This is a genomic window from Methanomethylovorans hollandica DSM 15978, from assembly GCF_000328665.1.
Taxonomy (GTDB): Archaea; Halobacteriota; Methanosarcinia; order Methanosarcinales; family Methanosarcinaceae; genus Methanomethylovorans; species Methanomethylovorans hollandica.
In genome coordinates, this window is record NC_019972.1 from 112,468 (window position 1) to 129,388 (window position 16,921).

Annotated in this window: 10 protein-coding genes; 8 read left to right on the forward strand and 2 right to left on the reverse strand. The window is 36.5% G+C overall.

Features of this window, described 5'->3' with window-relative positions; all coding sequences use genetic code 11:
* The first annotated feature begins 93 nt into the window (after nt 1-93).
* From METHO_RS12365 to METHO_RS12400, 8 genes are all read left to right on the forward strand, one after another.
* Nucleotides 94-3,324 (forward strand): helicase-related protein, encoded by a 3,231-nt coding sequence (locus METHO_RS12365; protein WP_015313849.1) that lies wholly within the window; start codon nt 94-96, stop codon nt 3,322-3,324.
* Nucleotides 3,321-4,139 (forward strand): DUF4391 domain-containing protein, encoded by an 819-nt coding sequence (locus METHO_RS12370; protein WP_015313850.1) that lies wholly within the window; start codon nt 3,321-3,323, stop codon nt 4,137-4,139. The genes METHO_RS12365 and METHO_RS12370 overlap by 4 nt, the downstream gene beginning before the upstream one ends.
* Before the next feature lie 257 nt (nt 4,140-4,396).
* The gene (locus METHO_RS12375; RefSeq protein ID WP_015313851.1) at nt 4,397-5,134 is read left to right on the forward strand and encodes a hypothetical protein; all 738 of its coding nucleotides are present in this window, start codon (nt 4,397-4,399) and stop codon (nt 5,132-5,134) included.
* 80 nt (nt 5,135-5,214) lie between these two features.
* Nucleotides 5,215-7,107 (forward strand): site-specific DNA-methyltransferase, encoded by a 1,893-nt coding sequence (locus METHO_RS12380; protein ID WP_015313852.1) that lies wholly within the window; start codon nt 5,215-5,217, stop codon nt 7,105-7,107.
* A gap of 9 nt (nt 7,108-7,116) precedes the next feature.
* On the forward strand, nt 7,117-10,119 hold the full coding sequence (locus METHO_RS12385; protein ID WP_015313853.1) for a type III restriction-modification system endonuclease: 3,003 nt from the start codon (nt 7,117-7,119) through the stop codon (nt 10,117-10,119).
* Between the two features lie 153 nt (nt 10,120-10,272).
* On the forward strand, nt 10,273-11,595 hold the full coding sequence (locus METHO_RS12390) for a restriction endonuclease (RefSeq protein WP_015313854.1): 1,323 nt from the start codon (nt 10,273-10,275) through the stop codon (nt 11,593-11,595).
* A 108-nt stretch (nt 11,596-11,703) separates the two neighbouring features.
* A complete protein-coding gene (locus METHO_RS12395; RefSeq protein WP_048831368.1) occupies nt 11,704-11,901 on the forward strand; it encodes a hypothetical protein in 198 nt (65 codons plus the stop codon).
* Entirely contained in the window at nt 11,898-12,161 is a 264-nt protein-coding gene (locus tag METHO_RS12400) for a type II toxin-antitoxin system RelE family toxin (protein ID WP_015313856.1), read from the forward strand. The genes METHO_RS12395 and METHO_RS12400 overlap by 4 nt, the downstream gene beginning before the upstream one ends.
* Before the next feature lie 66 nt (nt 12,162-12,227).
* On the opposite strand, the gene METHO_RS12405 is transcribed toward METHO_RS12400, so the two are convergent.
* Together METHO_RS12405 and METHO_RS12410 are read right to left on the reverse strand one after the other, a co-directional pair.
* Nucleotides 12,228-13,358, reverse strand: a complete 1,131-nt coding sequence (locus METHO_RS12405) for a hypothetical protein (RefSeq protein WP_015313857.1) — start codon at nt 13,356-13,358, stop codon at nt 12,228-12,230.
* Nucleotides 13,359-13,579: 221 nt separating this feature from the next.
* Nucleotides 13,580-16,921, reverse strand: coding sequence for a sacsin N-terminal ATP-binding-like domain-containing protein (locus METHO_RS12410; RefSeq protein ID WP_015313858.1), 3,342 nt, complete (start codon nt 16,919-16,921; stop codon nt 13,580-13,582).

Consider the following 16,921-nt stretch of genomic DNA (forward strand, 5'->3'; position numbering starts at 1 on the left):
AAAAGCAATAGTGTTTTAAACGATAGTACTTCTAAACTAAATTCTCATTAACATTATTGGATACTACTTAGAACTGCAAAGGAAACATAAATCATGTTATTAGATAACAGGACAAACGGGAAAGTTGGTGAAGAACTTCGAAAACACATTGAAAAAGGCTCCCATTTGTCAGTAGTATCAGGGCTTTTCTCTATATTTGGTTATTCTGAGCTTAAAAAAGAACTAGAAAAAATCGACCATTTTCGTTTTCTTCTTCCACAAAATTCAGTTGAACTTAAAAATCAAAAAGTGAATGATTTTTTTATAAAAGGACTTACTGGCTCAGAAATGGAAAGAAAATTTCGTAATAATCTGAATATTTCACAGATTGCACATGAGTGTGCCATATGGTTAACTAAAAAAGCAGAGATCAGGACATCAGCTACTCTGATTCCGCAAAGCCTTTATCATATTACGAAACCCAATGGAGAGGAAATAGCCATACATGGTAGTTCTCCTTTTTCAGCGGAAGGCTTTGGATTCACTCCTTCTGATTCTTTTGATATCACCTTCTGTTTTACTACAGGAGAAGAAACCAAGAATCTTCTAAAGTGGTTTGATTCAATTTGGAACAATCAACAGAATACTAATGATATAAAGAGTATTCTTATTACACAACTTGAAAAAATATATTCTGATAAATCACCATCGTTCATTTATTTTATTGTTCTTTTCAATGTGTTCAAAGAATATCTTGGAGAAATTAAGGAAGAAAATATAATAAAAACAAAAACCGGAATAAAGGATACACTGATATGGAACAAACTTTATAGATTTCAACGTGATGGTGTTCTTGGAGCAATCGATAAAATTGAAAGATATAACGGTTGCATAATTGCAGATAGTGTTGGACTTGGAAAAACATTTGAAGCTCTTGCTATCATAAAATATTATGAATTGAGAAACGATCGAGTTCTTGTACTTTGCCCAAAGAAGTTACGTGAAAATTGGACACTTTATACTGTCAATGACAAGCGTAATATTCTGGCAGCTGATCGTTTTAATTATGATGTGTTGAACCACACCGATCTTACTCGCTCCAAAGGTTATTCTGGCGAGATAAATCTTGAAACAATTAATTGGGGTAATTATGATCTAGTTGTGATCGATGAATCACATAATTTTAGGAATAATCCACCGCGTAAGGATGGACTTACCCGTTATTCTAGATTGATGGCCGAAATAATAAAAGCAGGAGTCAGAACAAAAGTTCTGATGCTTTCTGCAACACCAGTAAACAATCGCATGAATGACCTAAAGAACCAGGTTCTTTTTATCACAGAAGGAGTAGATCATGCTCTTGAGCCTCAGGGTATTATAAGTATAGAACAAACTCTTAAAATGGCACAGGCACGTTTTAATCAGTGGTTGAAACTTAAAGAAGCAGACCGTACCACTGAATCATTGCTTGATACTCTGAATTTCGACTACTTCAAGCTTCTAGACCTGCTCACCATTGCACGCTCTAGGAAGCATATTGAAAAATACTACGATGTTGCTGAGATTGGCAGGTTTCCTATACGCGCAAAACCCATCAATATCAAAGCTTATATTGACACAGAAAACAGGTTTCCTGCCCTCGGAGAAATAAACCGTGATATCCGGAGGCTGAATCTGAGTGCATATGCACCTTTAAAATATGTTCTTCCTCAGTATATGGATAAATACAGCCGCAAATATGATATGAAACTTGCTGGTGGATCTGTTTTTAAGCAAATCGATCGTGAGGAAAGCCTCATACATCTCATGCGTGTCAATCTTTTGAAACGTATGGAAAGTTCAATCAATTCTTTTTCACTTACCGTGGAAAAACTGCTATCTGAAGTTCGTCGTATAATAGAACTTCTTGATTCTCATGATGATTTGGAATTCAAAGAGCTGGATATTGAAGAGATAGAGATAGAAAATGAGGAGTTCTCACTTTATGCTGTCGGGAATAAAGTAAAGGTTCTCATACAAGATGTGGACCGTATACGCTGGAAACAGGAGCTTCAGGAAGATGAAGAACTGTTGCAAAAGGTGCTTTTTGCGGCTAAGCAGATAGACCCTAACAGGGATGCTAAACTCTTGCAGTTAAAAGATCTGATAAATAAAAAAGTATCTGACCCTATAAACGAGAATAACCATAAGATCATCATCTTTACGGCTTTTGCTGACACTGCAAGGTATCTCTACAACAATGTTGCCGATTGGTCAAAGACCTCATTAGGTCTTCATTGTGCAATAGTCACAGGAACTGGTGATAATAAAACAACTATGCCAGGAATACGCAAGGATATGGCATCTATAATTACTTCTTTTTCACCTATTTCGAAAGAGAGAAGTCTAATTAGCCCCGAACTTTCGGATGAGATTGATATTCTAATTGCTACAGATTGTATCTCTGAGGGTCAGAACCTGCAGGATTGTGATTTCTTAGTTAATTATGACATCCATTGGAATCCAGTACGTATAATACAGAGATTTGGGCGTATCGATCGTCTTGGCTCAAAGAACGAAGTGATACAGCTTGTCAACTTCTGGCCGAATATGGAGCTTGACGAATATATAAATCTTGAAGCAAGGGTTTCAGGAAGGATGGTACTTCTTGATATCTCTGCAACCGGTGAAGAGAACGTTATCGAGTATTCAGATGCTGGTAAAATGAACGATCTTGAATACCGTCGTAAACAGCTAGAAAGGCTTCAGGAAGAGGTTGTTGATATTGAGGATCTGGGTGGGGGTATCTCTATCACTGATCTCACGTTCAATGATTTTAGAATGGACCTTGCTGAATATATGAAGATAAATTCAAGAGTCCTTGAGCACATGTATCCTGGAATGTTCTCTGTGGTCAGCTTGGATGATATAGGTGAGGAAGGGCTGAAGCCTGGTGTGATATTTTGTATGCGTAATGAGAACAATGCAATTAAAACTGACAGTACTTATGCATTATCACCTATTTACCTCGTATATGTTTCTGATAATGGTGAAGTGTTATTGAACTTCACACATGCAAAAAGGATACTGGACCTTTTCAAGAAGATCTCTATTAACAGATCGATACCAGATAGAACTGCTGTTTCATTGTTCAATGGCTATACACACAATGGAACCAATATGAGCCATTATAGGAATTTATTTGGGAAGGCTGTTGCAGCAATCACTGGCAAAGCAGAGGAGTATGGTGTTGAGAGTCTTTTCCACAGGGGAGGGACCGTGATCAACAAGGATTCTTTCAAGGGTATTGATGATTTTGAGGTAATTGCTTATTTGATAATACTTGATAAGGAGGTTTTAAAATGAATGATATACTGGTTAGTATGATTGACCTTCCTGAATCTGCTTATCTGGGTAAGCGGGTATCAAAGAAACTTTTTTTTGATAATGGTGCACTTACAACAGCTGATAAAAAGCTCTTTCAGGATGATGTAGAATCGATTGTGTGGCAATATGGTCTTAAACCTAATAACATTCAAGTAAAACCATATACTGATGAACAAAGAGAATATCTTGAAGTGGCTATACTGGATATAGTGCTACGTTCACCGAAAAGCTATAAACGATTGGCTGAGGTGATCCATCGAACAATACCCTATCCTTTATTATTGGTATTTTCTCTAAATCAGGTTGCTTCTACACAAGATTTGCAAGTGGAAGATGATCTGGAGTCACGTTTTATAAGCAATGGATCAAAAATATCGTTAAGTGTAGCTCCTAAAAGATTCAGTTTGGCAGAAAAAGGAGCAATAGTGGCTGAAGAGTTCTTCACAACTGAATGGATGGACATGGAATCACTAACTGACATCGAACGGTTGTTCCTTGAGAATCTGAACATCAAAGATCTTCCACATACTGATTTCTTTGACTTGTATGATGCACTTATCGACCGTTTCATTGCATTTGATTGTGCTTCTTTCAGCGGTGAATTCCGGCTTAATGGCAAACATGACCCTGAAATGCTACGGGAGCAACTTGCTATGTGTCACGAACTCAAAGGAAAGATATCTGACATGCGTAAAAAGTTGAGTTCTGAAACGCAATTCAATAACAAACTTGAAATTAACATGAAAATAAAACAAATGGAGACGCAATTAAAGGCTATATCAATAGGACTTTGATGGAGGAAATAGAGGATGCAAAAACTTGACGCAAAAACAGATGGTAAAAGCATGGATGTTGTTGAAGGTATTGTCAAATGAAGGAAGAATTGCAGCCTGAGACAGTGCGGGTCGTGTTCAAGGATTCGGGATTCAAAGGAGACATGCAAGACTAACTTCACAGTAGTACTGCTCAAATATGAATATTAGATAAAACTTGAGCATAACAGAGAATTTTTTCAAAAGCAGTACCATACATTAACACCTAGAGTGATTTGATGGAGATAAAAGAATATAGAGTCCCTTTCAATGGGAAGATATTTCGCAGTATTGAATTTAATTTTAGAAATAATCCATCCGATAAGTTGACATTGGATAGTTTAATTGAAAAGGGTATAATTTTGGCTAAAAAAGTAAATCCAATACTTGCACGCGATTCAAGCTTAGCTAGAGATAATAATATGAAAATAAAGGATTGTATAGGAGGAGCTATTGCTGAATATTGTTGGAGAACTTGGCTAAATCAGTATTTCGAATTAAATAGGATAGATATGAAAGCACAAGAAACTTCTTTTGAAAATGCTAAAAACCAAATTGATATCCAAATTATTAATAACAGAGGAGATATTAAAACCGTTGAAGTACGTTCATCTTTTGCCTATAAAGGTGTGGATGCTGCAATTAGTCATAATTTTAAAATTTTGGGACCATATTATAACGAAATTAAAAAATATGAATATACAAAAGACTATCATGTTATGGTTGTTTATTCATTTTCTAAAGATTTATTAAAATCACAATTGGAATCTGGTGATTTCAAAGTATACCTGGTAGGAGGCGCAACTCGAATTTTATTGCAAAATTCACCTTTTGCTTTCAATCGCGATTTAGCTCCTCAGGACGACATTACGGAAAGATTAAACCAGCGTGCTACTTACAGGGTCATCGAACCAATTGCGAATGGCTATGACACTATTAAAATTTCTGAATTAATCGCAAGTATGAGTCAATTATAATTCTATTTTGTAGAACTCAAAAAGAATACTCGGAGAACTAATTATAGGATATATCTACAGCATATGAATGGAGGATACTAATGATTCAAAAACTTGATTTAAAAATAGACAATAAAAGCATGAACATTGTTTCTGCAAATATAGAACAATTAAAGTATATCTTTCCGGAGGTGTTCACTGACGGAAAAATAGACTTTGATGTACTTAAAGCGCTACTTGGTGAATACATAGAAGACCGTGACGAGCGTTATGGTTTCAACTGGAATGGAAAGAGCAAAGCTCGTATGATCTCCCAGACTCCAAGCATAGGAACACTGCGCCCATGTCCTGCCGAGTCTATTGAATGGGATACCACTCAAAACCTCTTCATAGAAGGTGATAATCTCGAAATTCTTAAACTTCTCCAGAAGTCCTACTACAAAAAGGTCAAGATGATATTTATAGATCCTCCTTACAATACCGGTAACGAGTTTATTTATCCTGACAAGTATCAAGATAATCTCTCTACTTATCTCCACTACACCGGTCAGATAGACAATGAAGGTTTCAAATTCTCTACCAACTCCGAGACTTCAGGACGCTATCATACTAACTGGCTGAATATGATGTACCCACGTATGAAACTAGCAAAGAATTTGCTGAAGGATGATGGTGTGATTTTCATTTCTATTGATGATAATGAAGTTGCAAATTTGAGAAATATTTGCGATGAGATTTTTGGTGAGGAGAATTTTGTTGCAAAAATCCCATGGAGAAAGAGAACTGCAAAATCTGATGTACCATTTGGTGTTTCACAAGATTATGAATGGATATTATGTTATGCAAAAACCGATCAATTCAAAGCATCAAAAAAAGGATCACCAAGGAAATATTACGAATCGCCCGATTTTCCAAATAAACCGTGGCGCATACATGATATGACAAAACAAACAAGTGCAAGTGAAAGGCCTAATAGTTATTTTACAATGGTAAATCCAAAAACTGGTGAAGAATATCCTGCAAATCCTAATAATGTATGGAGAATTACGAAGGATACATTCCAGAAATATTATGAAGAAAGTAGAATTATATTCCCTGGCGATTATGCATTTTTAAAAATCTCAAACCCCGTACTAAGATATTTTAAAGAAGATGACCAAAAAAACGCTGGTGACTTGTTTGGATTTGTACCTTTAAGTACTCACTTACCAACAACTGTTGGTATGACCCAAGACGGAACAAAAGAAATGAATCAATTATTTCAGAGTAAGAATTTTCCATTTCCAAAACCTGTTAATTTGATTAAATATTTCATTGAATGTGTCAGCGCAATCGATAAATCTGCTATAATCTTTGACTTCTTCGCCGGTTCCTGTACCACAGCCCATGCAGTCCTGGACCTTAACAAAGAGGATGGGGGCAATCGCAAGTTTATCATGGTACAGCTTCCAGAGCCTTGTGATAAGGATTCTGAAGCATCCAAGGCAGGTTATAAGACAATAGCCGAGATTGGAAAAGAGCGTATTCGCCGTGCTATTAAGAAAATCAAAGAGGAATCTCCTGATTACAAAGGGGACCTTGGGTTCAAGGTATTCAAGCTGGATTCTACCAACATCAAGCCGTGGGATGTGGATGAGGATAACCTGCAAACTATACTTGAGGATTATATAAGTAACATCAAGGACGGACGCAGTGAACATGATGTGCTTTATGAGATCTTGCTTAAGTATGGGCTGGACCTAACGCTACCTGTAGAGGAAAGAAAAATTGCAGGAAAGAATGTGTTTGTGATAGGAGCAGGAGCACTTATCATTTGTCTGGATGATGACATTACTTTGGATGTTGTTGAAGGTATTGTCAAGTTGAAGGAAGAATTGCAGCCTGAGATTGTGCGGGTCGTGTTCAAGGACTTGGGATTCAAGGGCGATGTTGTTAAGACTAATACTCTGCAAATACTGAAGCTCGCAGGTATCGATGATGTGAAGAGCATATGAGGTGTTCACATGAAGATACATTTTGATCCGAACCTGGATTTTCAGCATGAAGCTATTAGTGCGATAACAGGTATCTTTGAAGGTCAGGAAATATGCAAGACAAACTTCACAGTAGCACCTTTGAAGTATGACCCTCAGATGAAACTGCCCAACGAACCACAGAAAGATCTTGGAATAGGCAATCGACTTCTATTGTTAGAAGAAGATATCCACAATAATGTAAGATCCATTCAGTTACGTAATGGTCTGGCTCCTTCGGAGTCTCTAAAATCGTTTGATTTTTCAGTGGAAATGGAAACAGGAACCGGGAAGACCTATGTATATCTACGCACGATCTTTGAACTGAACAAACTTTATGGCTTCACAAAATTCATTATCGTGGTCCCATCCGTGGCGATCAAGGAAGGTGTCTACAAATCTCTGCAAATTACTGAAGAACATTTCAAGGCACTCTATGATAACGTAGCCTTTGACTATTTTGTGTATGACTCTCAAAAACTTGGACAAGTACGTAATTTTGCTACCAGTGATACTATACAGATAATGGTCATAAATATCGATGCTTTCAGGAAGAGCTTCAGTGATCCTGAAAAAGAGGATAAGGCAAACATAATTCATCGTCCTCATGACCGCATGACCGGTTCACGTCCTATTGAGTTCATTCAAGCCACAGATCCTATTGTCATAGTTGATGAACCGCAAAGTGTGGACAGAACTCAAAAGAGTAAGGAAGCAATAGCTTCCCTTAACCCACTGTGCACATTGCGTTACTCAGCAACACACGTTGATAAACACCACATGGTCTATAAGCTGGATTCAGTGGATGCTTACGAGAGAAAGCTCGTCAAACAGATAGAGGTAGCCGGAATAGAGGTTCAGGACAGTCACAATAAAGCTTACATCAAACTGCTAAAAGTGGATAACACAAAAGGAAAGATCAATGCCCAGATAGAACTGGATATCCAGCAGAAAGATGGCTCTGTAAAGCGTACAAACAAGACAGTTCATCAGGGGGATGACTTACTTGAGATATCCAATGGGCGCAGTGTCTATGATGGATATATCATCAACGATATCTATTGTGAAAAAGGAAATGAATATATTGACTTCACAAGCAAGCCAGAAATTCTTCGCTTAGAGCAGATAGTCGGTAATGTTAATCCTGATGAATATAAACTCCTGCAGATCAGAAAGACCATAGAAGAGCATCTCGAAAAAGAATTGCGTTTGACATCTAAAGGCATTAAAGTACTGAGTCTTTTCTTTATAGACCGCGTGGCTAACTATCGATCCTACGATGAACACGGTAACCCTGAAAAGGGTAAATTTGCTAAGATGTTCGAAGAAGAATACATCAAGACGATCAGTAAACCTAAATTTAGAGCTCTTCTTAATGGAAATGATCCGGAAGTAGCCTGTCAGGGCGTACATAATGGTTATTTTGCCATTGATAAGAAGAAAGATTCTTCTGGAAATGAAATACTCAAGGATTCGTCAGGTGAAGGAAAGACCCAGGCCGATGAAAATGCATATCAATTGATAATGCGTGATAAGGAAAAACTACTTAGCTTTGATTCTAAATTAAAATTCATCTTTTCACATTCAGCTCTTAAGGAAGGATGGGATAATCCGAACGTCTTCCAGATATGCACCCTCAACGAAACGCAGTCTGCCATGAAAAAGCGACAGGAGATAGGACGTGGGTTACGCATTGCAGTGAATCAGAATGGTGAGCGTGTCCATGGTTTTGAAGTTAATACACTCACAATCATGGCTAATGAGTCCTATGAAAAGTTTGCTGAAGCCCTCCAGAAAGAAATAGAAGAGGAAGAAGGAATCAAATTTGGAGTAGTTGAAAAACATTTGTTTGCAAACATAATAATCCCAGCTGAGACCAATACAGTAACTCATCTTGGATTCGAGGCATCTGAACAGATATGGCAACATTTGAAATCCAAAGGTTACATTGATGTGAAAGGCAAGGTGCAGAATAAGCTGATTTCGGATCTGAAAACCGGTAGTCTTGATATACCGGAGAAATTCAAGGACAATGCAGACAAGATAGGTACAGCATTGAAGAAAGTAGCCGGGAATTTGAACATCAAGAATGCAGCTGATAAGAAAAAGATTAGTCTGAAACGTGCTGTCCTTGACAGCCAGGAATTCAAGGAATTGTGGGACCGCATTAAGTACAAAACCACTTTTAGGGTAGATTTTGATTCTGACAAGCTCATTCAAATATGTGCTGAGGAAATAAAAAAATCTCTCAGTGTTGGAAAAGCACGCTTCAAATTTAGAAAAGCAAAAACAGAGATTGATAGAGGAGGAGTTCATGCAAATCTGATATCTGAAACATCTCATACGTATGAATCTAAAGATTTTGTCCTTCCAGATATCATCACGTATCTGCAGAATGAAACGAATCTGACCCGAAAAACATTGGTTCAGATACTCTTGCAAAGTGAACGGCTTTCTGAATTCAGTAACAATCCACAAAAGTTCATTGAACAAGTATCTGCTATTATAAAAAATCAAATGAGATTGTTCATTGTTGATGGTATCAAATATGAAAAGATAGGCGATGAACATTACTATGCTCAAGAGCTGTTCGAAGAGAAGGAATTGTGTGGCTATTTAAACAAGAACATGCTTCAAAGTAAAAAGTCAGTCTATGATCATGTAGTTTATGATTCAGATGTGGAAGCTGAATTTGCAAAGTCCCTTGAACTTAATCAAGATGTAAAGGTATATGCAAAACTTCCAGACTGGTTCAAGATTGATACACCTTTAGGTAGCTATATTCCAGATTGGGCTGTACTTGTAGATAAAGATGGACAAATGAAGCTGTATTTTGTGGTTGAAACAAAAGGAAGTATTCTTAATAATGCTCTGAGGCCCACAGAGCAAGGTAAGATTGATTGCGGTCGTGAGCACTTCAAAGCATTAGGTACAAATGTAGGGTTCACTGTTGCTAGCAATTATGAGTCTTTTGAAAATGAACTTTCTAAGTGAAAGAATTGAAGTGAAAAACACTTCAATTCTCCCTCTGCTCTCATTTTCTATTTATGACTTAAATTTATCCAATTAAAAGTAATTATATAAATATATTAATATTTATCTACTATTGTTCCTATACTTCACTTATAATTCTACGGAGACACCCCAATGCCCATAACACTTGACAATTCTTCCAAAGAGATCCTGATCGAGAATATGACCATTTCAAATCCTGATGTCTTTAATTTTCTATGTGATAAGGATAACAGGGAAGAATGGATCGAGAGAGCCTTGATAGTCGGGTGTGCGGGACTCAAGCAGATGATCCTGACCGATAATGTGGACTATGTGGAAAAGAAGTTCAATGACTTTTTGCAGCAGGCCAGGGATGTTTTTAAGGAGCAGTCTGAAGAGGTCACGCAGAAGATCGATGATACTTTCAGCCTGGAGAAGAACACGAGTCCTCTCTACAAGCTTCAAAGCCTGATCCTGGATTATTTTGATGAGGATAACGGCAAGTTCAAGGTCCTGGTGGATGGATATTTCAATAAGGATGGTGGCGAGGTCCGCAAGCTTCTGGACCAGTCCTTTGACCTTAAGAACACTGACAGTCCTTTCTACCAGCTGATCAAGAACATTGAAGAGGCCACAGGCAAAGATGAGAATGCCATAAAAGAGCTCCTGGACCCTCACAAGACAGATTCCCCGGCTGAAAAGCTCAAAAGGGAGATATTCCTGAAATTCAAGGAACTCAAAGAGCAGGAAATGCAACAGCTGAATGAAAGGATCAAGGAGATGAGAGAGCAGGAGCTTAAAGATATCCGGGACGTAGTGCTCAAGGCAGAGGCGGTTGCAGAGGAAAAAGAAAGAGGAACTGCTAAAGGTTTTGACTTTGAAGAGCTTGTCTACAACTCGCTCCTGGAGATGAGTTCAAGCTTTGAGGATGAAGTAGAAGCGGTTGGCAGATCTGCAGGTAGGTCAGCCAAGAAAGGAGATATTGTCATTGATATCGATGGTGATGAAAAGTGCAGGATAGTTGTCGAATGTAAAGACGCCGGAGGCTATACTGCAAAAAAGACCATGGAAGAGATCAATGAGGCCATAGACAACAGGAACGCTGCCTATGGAATATTCCTCTTTGCCAAGCAAGAGCAAATGCCCAGCCAATTCAACTGTGTCAAGATCACAGATTCATACCTAATAACATACATGGATAATGAGAACCTGCACTTTGCCTACAGGCTTGCAAGAACGCTGCTAAAACATCAGCAAACACATACATATTCAGTTGAGACAGCCAAGATCTCCTCAGAGGTCCAGAAGATAGAGGAACTTATCAAGAATATCAACACTATGCAAGGCAAGGTTACCCAGATCATCAACTCAGGCGAGTACCTCAAGGTGGAGCTTAAGAAATTGTATGAGGGCGTGGACTTCAGTCTGAACAGGATAGATTCATATCTGGGGAGTGAGAAGGCTGTTGCGGAGTAAAAATATCATTAACAACTGATTTAGGTTACTTTATTTTATTCTTGAAAAACAAGTATTCATACAAAACATCAATATGTTTATATGCATAAGACTCGAAACTACTATAGTATGAAAAGTGCTCATATTTTCAAAAATCCTCGCAGATCAGGAAGTAAAAAGGATGCGCCAAAAACAATATATCCTTCAGAGGATTCTTTGGATCCGGCATTTGTTAAAGAGGTCGAGCACAGAAGACAAGAAGTCCAGAATGGAAAAGGTATTAGATTTGATACCGCAGAAGACCTTTTTACAAACCTTGAAAAATGACTTATCAGATCATCTTATCTCCTGATTTTGAGAAAGATACAAAAGTCTTATTTAAAAAGGATCCTGCTCTATATGATCGTTTTAAGAAAACGGTTTATAATATATTGGAAAATCCGTTTTGTGGAAAGCCACTACGCAATGTGCTAAAAGGGCTTCGCAGAGTTCATGTTGGGCACTTTGTACTCATATACGAACTCGATGAAACCCATAGGACTATCACACTTTTGAGCTTCACACATCACGATAAAGCATATAAATAACAAAAAACGCTATGCTTAAGTATGTTTTCACAAATTCGTATCTTCTCTATTTTTGATGGTGTAAAATCACATTATATTGTAAAACTTTGTATTATAGATCTCAGCTATTTCCTTTTCTGCTTCAGGTACCAGCAGTTTGGTCACCATGGAGATAGAGCAAGAATCCAGGTCCATGAAAATCTTTGCGTTTTCCACTGCGGTAGATTTTGCAGAAAAAGAGCTCATGATATCCGATAGGTTCTCTCTTGTTATTGTTTCGGTCTGATCAGAATAAGTCTTTGTTTCCAAAAGGACAACGCACGGTTTCTGCACAATGTGCACTGCGATTATTTCTGGTCTCAACCACCGGGAATGCCTTTGTCGCAGTTCATGTACGATATTGGATGACATGGGATAATCTTTCACAAAAGCAACAATCTTATTGACCTCATCCATGATGTTGTGGATAATTTGCATGCGCAGATTCACACTGCCCTCATATTCCAGAGCTTTTTCTATGGAAACTGCCCTGAAAACTGCATTATCCATCTCCTCAGATGCACTTTCGACGTGGGTGAAGAACAGTCTCCACAATGCAAGCAAAGAAAGTTCCGAGTTGTACGGGACGATCTCCATTACAGAAAGAGCGAATTTCAGGTATGCCTCCAGATCTTTAAGCGTTTTTGTAACTTCAACGATATCCGAGGAAATACCCAGGTTCATTTTGTTGCTCATCCTGTAATTCATCTCTTTGCCATACTCCTGCTCCATGCGAAGAAGGAGATTCTCAGTATCTGCTCCGTAGAATGCATTGAATACCTGTATTGCAGCTTTCCTGTAAGCTTCTGCCCACTCCTTAGCAGGAGTATCAAAATACCCCGGATAATGAGGATTAGGCACAAAGAACCATCCGGCGTGGACATGCATCTTTTTGAAATCATCAATGGTAAAGTCGCATTGCAGATCATTCTTCTGCAGATATTCAGCGAAGAATTCGAGCTTTTGCTCATGACTGCTCAGGTAAGTTTCATAGTTGTTGTCATATTGGATGTACTTTTCATCAGGCGAGTAGTCTTGCTGCAGGTAAGTGGTTATCGAGAACTCGATGGAATTGTCGAATGCTATACAGGCCATTGCCCTGTCAAAAGCAGTATCTTTTTTGAAATGCCATTCAGCCTGTGCTAATATTTCCAGAGAATCATATGGATATCTGTTCATTTTTAACCCTCCAGCCCTGAAAGAAAGACAATGTATGTTTTTCATCGTTTTTTTGGTAATGATTTATATTTATGAGTTAATAGATAGTATATTATAGTGAATAGTAAGTATATAATTTTATCTATTTGTGTTTACAATTTAAGAGTATATCTAAAACGAATGTATATGAAGACTACTCTAACATCAATAAAATTATACTGCAATAGGTTTAGTAATAAATCTTAATTATTTGTTTTTTCAACAAAAGCAGCTATTTTTTGCATATGTATGGGTTTATAATATAGATATTGCTTTTTGCCTCCAACAACAACATCGATTATATAATAATCTCCCTTTCTTTCTTTAACTTCTTCAGGTGCAACTTCATAATTCAGTATTTTTTTTGCAATTTTTAAAATATTGTCCAGATTTCTGTTTGGATGATTTTTCATTAAAGCATGGCAATTTGGACATAAACATATAACATTAAACTCCATATTAGTCCATTCATGAGCATTTTCGGTCTCAACGATTCTATAAATGGAAAAATACGGTTGATTGCTACCTATATTTAATTTTGTGTTACATAACTGGCAATGTCCTCTATATTGTTCAAATAAAAACTGTTTTGGATCGATGCTATCATATATTTCAGTTTTAATTAAGTGACTATTTTTTCTTTTGATTTTAATTCCATCAAGCCGTTTATGGAATTTATCACTATATTTTTGACGGATTTTCTCTTCCTCTTCTGGAGAAACACTATTATCCCACCCGGAGTTATTTGTATTTTTGAAATAAGTTTTTCCATGTTTACTAAGAGATTTTTCGAACTTCTTCCGAATATCGGATGGTGATGATTTCTTTGGTAAATTTTCTTGTTTCTCCAATGTGCTTTCATTTTGAGTTCCAGACAGATGAGAAAATGAGGATTTCTTTGATAATTGTTTATGTTCTTCTAGTGTGCTCTCAGTTTCGTTTCCAAGTAGACTATATATTGATGATTTCTTTTGGGACTGCTTTGTTTTTTTCAAAGATGCGATTAGTTCTGGAAGTTTCATTCTATCTTCTTCGTCAAGTGACTGGATTTCATTAATAATTCCCTCAAGTTCTGGACATTTTTCTTTTAAGTATTCAGCTACTTCTAACATAAATTGAGCCTTTAGTTTAAGTTTTTCTGCGAGAGTCTTAGCTTTTGGGCTTTTTATATTGAATTCATCTGGCAAATCTGATAACATTAAGTCTGATGGAAGATGGAAGTTATTTTCTTTGTCGGGAATCCATTGGTGTTCAGTTAGTAACTTACCTGCTTTTGAATACTCTTCTGATTTTGTAGAGTTCGAATAGTCTTGGCGACTTGAAGATTCAACTGTTCCAGAAATTATTTTGGAATTATTCTCTAAAATACTCCATAAGATATGTGCTTTCTGGACAGTGATATTTTTTAAAGCATGTTCTAATCCTTCAATCTCACTATCTGGATCAAATCCATTTAAACTTCGTTTATGCCAGCCATGCATACTAGAAATTGTAACATTTCCCCATTCGCTACATTTACAGGTAATATTTATTTGAGATTTACACCCCAACTTTTTAAATATAATTCTGTCTAAATTCAAATTGGAATATAAACTATCTAGAAGGTAAATATTAGAATTTTCTTCAAAAAAAGTCTCTATATCCCTGTGACCTGTATATTTTTCACCAAGATAGATTTCTAAAGGCTTCTTTAATAAAATTTCTCCTGTACAGATATTTTTTGCATATAATATTGGCGTTGTTCTTAATATCTCCAACAACTCTCTTTTTCGGTCTGAATTTATTGATGATAGTATCGTTTTTGAAATCCACTCTATATGTTGTAAATGTACTTCTTTGTCAATTGGCAAGTTTTTATCTTCTTTATAGAAAGGCAATATTATATCAATTATTTCTGCTATATCATCAGGTTTTTGTAATTCCAATTCTTCGAGAAATTCTTTTGCTTTTGGGTCGTTGGCAATGTTATCCTTTATAGTTGGAAAACGTTCTCTGAATTCGGATGGGAAATAAGCATTAGGTTTTCCTTCCTCACTAAAGGGAATAACATGGGAATTGTTGTCTAACCTTATGATTTCCTTTGATAGAAGAGGGCCTTTTTGATAATATTTCTTCCACAATGCTTTTTGATCTAAAAGAAAAATATAGAACTTTTTTACCCATTCATCTGACTGCTTCTCAATAAAGTCAACAGAAAAATCCCTCGCAAACTTGTCTGGGTCGATTTCAGGAACAGAAAGTTCAGTAATTAAATAAGATCGAAGTTCAGGAGTTTTATCTTTTGTAATAGTTCCATCAAGCCATTGAAGATTTTCACGATGCAACAAATCACTTATCTGTTTTGAAGATAATAATTCCCTTAATGATTGTGAGTTGGCTAATATTGCTTGTTTTGCAGTTACATATCCACCATTATATGTCGGAAGGAGAGCATTATCACCGAGGAATTTTTCTTTTATTTTCTTGGATATAGGCAAAAAAGTAGAATTATACCTAAGTGCGTTGATATCTATTGAAAGAGTTTGTAAAAAAGAGACGTCAAGTAATTCCATTTCTTTAATTCTATCGAGACTCTCTGCAGTAAGAATAGCAATTTCTTCAATTAATAATTTATTCCAGTCATTACTAAATATATTATCACGGGAAGTGGTTGTTTGAAAATTACCTTGAATGAGGAAACTAAGGCCAGTTTTTTTATCTGTAGGGAAAAAAACCACTAACTGAGTGTTATCTGCAGAAATAATCTGTTCTTTTTTTGAGTTCTCGTCATTTTGAACTAAATATGCAATTTCTACACTCGATTTATTATTACACTCATTTGAAATTGTTCGGCTAAATTTAAGCCAGTTTTCAATAGATATTACACTTACATTAGACTCTGAGTAAAGTATGGCTCTTGAGTATGTTGTTTCGTGGTTCGATTTTTTATAATATTTTCCATATGTTCCATCAATCTTCCACGTAATCTCCTCTATGTTTTTTAGGAATAAAAGTGTCCTTGCTCCAAGACCAATTAATTTAGATTTAATTTCCAAATAGGAATCTTTTTGGTTAATTTTATCGTTGTTCAGAGGTATTACAAAGAGAGTTTGGCCTTTAATTATGTCATTTCTCTGATTTATTGAATACGGATGCACGTAGTTTTTAATGCAGAAACAATAATGTCCACTGTATATCTCAGGTGATTTGGTATATGCATAAACAGATTTAAAACCAATTCCAAACTTCCCAATTTGAGATATATCTTGTTTTTTAGTTCCACTGGCCAATCTGCAGATGCCTTTTATGTCTTCTTCATCAAAGGGTATTCCATTATGTCTTATCTCTAATCGATCATTATATAACTCGAAATGAACTGATTTTATACGTGTGTCTTCCTTATTTAATCTCTCATAAGCATCCTCAGCATTCTGTAAAAGTTCATATATAAAGTGAGTTTTTTCACTATAAAGTTCTGTCAGTAATGTAGGTCCATACTCATTTACAGCCGTACCATAAAGTCCAATATTTTCTTCTCTGATAACATCATAAATAACATTAGTCAT

Bases quoted from the DNA above. Each gene is read 5' to 3' on its own strand.
- METHO_RS12365 (WP_015313849.1), top strand. From the start codon at position 94: ATGTTATTAGATAACAGGACAAACGGGAAAGTTGGTGAAGAACTTCGA.
- METHO_RS12370 (WP_015313850.1), top strand. From the start codon at position 3,321: ATGAATGATATACTGGTTAGTATGATTGACCTTCCTGAATCTGCTTAT.
- METHO_RS12375 (WP_015313851.1), top strand. From the start codon at position 4,397: ATGGAGATAAAAGAATATAGAGTCCCTTTCAATGGGAAGATATTTCGC.
- METHO_RS12380 (WP_015313852.1), top strand. From the start codon at position 5,215: ATGATTCAAAAACTTGATTTAAAAATAGACAATAAAAGCATGAACATT.
- METHO_RS12385 (WP_015313853.1), top strand. From the start codon at position 7,117: ATGAAGATACATTTTGATCCGAACCTGGATTTTCAGCATGAAGCTATT.
- METHO_RS12390 (WP_015313854.1), top strand. From the start codon at position 10,273: ATGCCCATAACACTTGACAATTCTTCCAAAGAGATCCTGATCGAGAAT.
- METHO_RS12395 (WP_048831368.1), top strand. From the start codon at position 11,704: ATGAAAAGTGCTCATATTTTCAAAAATCCTCGCAGATCAGGAAGTAAA.
- METHO_RS12400 (WP_015313856.1), top strand. From the start codon at position 11,898: ATGACTTATCAGATCATCTTATCTCCTGATTTTGAGAAAGATACAAAA.
- METHO_RS12405 (WP_015313857.1), bottom strand. From the start codon at position 13,358: ATGAACAGATATCCATATGATTCTCTGGAAATATTAGCACAGGCTGAA.
- METHO_RS12410 (WP_015313858.1), bottom strand. From the start codon at position 16,921: ATGACTAATGTTATTTATGATGTTATCAGAGAAGAAAATATTGGACTT.